Below are 430 nucleotides of genomic sequence, written 5' to 3' on the forward strand. Positions count from 1 at the left end.
CACTACAAAGGCAGGTTCTTTAAGGTAAGGAGGTGATCCAACCGCAGGTTCCCCTACGGTTACCTTGTTACGACTTCACCCCAGTCATGAATCACAAAGTGGTAAGCGCCCTCCCGAAGGTTAAGCTACCTACTTCTTTTGCAACCCACTCCCATGGTGTGACGGGCGGTGTGTACAAGGCCCGGGAACGTATTCACCGTGGCATTCTGATCCACGATTACTAGCGATTCCGACTTCATGGAGTCGAGTTGCAGACTCCAATCCGGACTACGACGCACTTTATGAGGTCCGCTTGCTCTCGCGAGGTCGCTTCTCTTTGTATGCGCCATTGTAGCACGTGTGTAGCCCTACTCGTAAGGGCCATGATGACTTGACGTCATCCCCACCTTCCTCCAGTTTATCACTGGCAGTCTCCTTTGAGTTCCCGGCC

1 rRNA gene (cut by a window edge) is annotated in these 430 nt (G+C 53.0%); it reads right to left on the bottom strand.

Features of this window, described 5'->3' with window-relative positions:
• Positions 1 to 25: 25 nt before the first annotated feature.
• Positions 26 to 430: ribosomal RNA gene (locus INF86_RS21785) — 16S ribosomal RNA — on the bottom strand; it runs 1,131 nt beyond the window's last position.

Source organism: Enterobacter cloacae complex sp. I1M, assembly GCF_014982425.1.
GTDB lineage: Bacteria > Pseudomonadota > Gammaproteobacteria > Enterobacterales > Enterobacteriaceae > Enterobacter > Enterobacter intestinihominis.